General features: G+C 73.8%; 1 protein-coding gene. It reads right to left on the bottom strand.

Features of this window, described 5'->3' with window-relative positions; translation table 11 throughout:
• Window positions 1-565: TolC family protein (locus AC27IQ_RS26845; RefSeq protein WP_487091519.1), on the bottom strand; the 565-nt coding region annotated here is incomplete at both ends.

Here is a 565-nt window from a genome sequence, read left to right as displayed (position 1 = left end):
ACGCCGGCCGGGATCACGGGCAGCACCGCTTCGCCAGCAGCCGCCGCGCCTGCACTGCCCGCAGGCGCCACGGCGAAGCCGCTCGCCACGTCACCCACCAGCACGGCCAGGGCGTTGTTCAGCAGCACCTGCTGGCGCTCCAACGCGAGCGCCTCCGATTCGGTGGCGGCCACTTCCGTCTGCACGCGTGCCAGGTCCAGCTCGGCCACGTCGCCCGCCTGGTAGCGGCGCTGCGTGAGGCGCAGCGTGTCGCGGTAGGCGGCCAGGCTTTCCTCCACCAGCACGCGCTCGGCCTGCACCGCACGCCATTGCAGATAGGTCTGCGCCACGTCGGCCTGCACCATGAGCCGCGTGCTCTGCAGCAGCGCATCGCGTGCCTGGGCGTCGAGCCGCGCGGCATCGCTGGCCTGCGACAGGCGGCCGAACAGGTCGAGCTCATACGACACGTTCAAGCCCGCCGTGGCCAGCGTGGCCGGCACCGGGCCGCCCGTGGCGGTGTTGGCGCCCGCCTGCCGCGATACGCCGGTGGACACGCCGACCTGCGGGGCGCGGTTGGCATCGGCCG

It is taken from the genome of Acidovorax sp. KPB24-07 (genome assembly GCF_057543315.1).
Note: the sequence above shows the minus strand (reverse complement) of the source record. Positions and strands in the feature narration are given on the sequence as shown.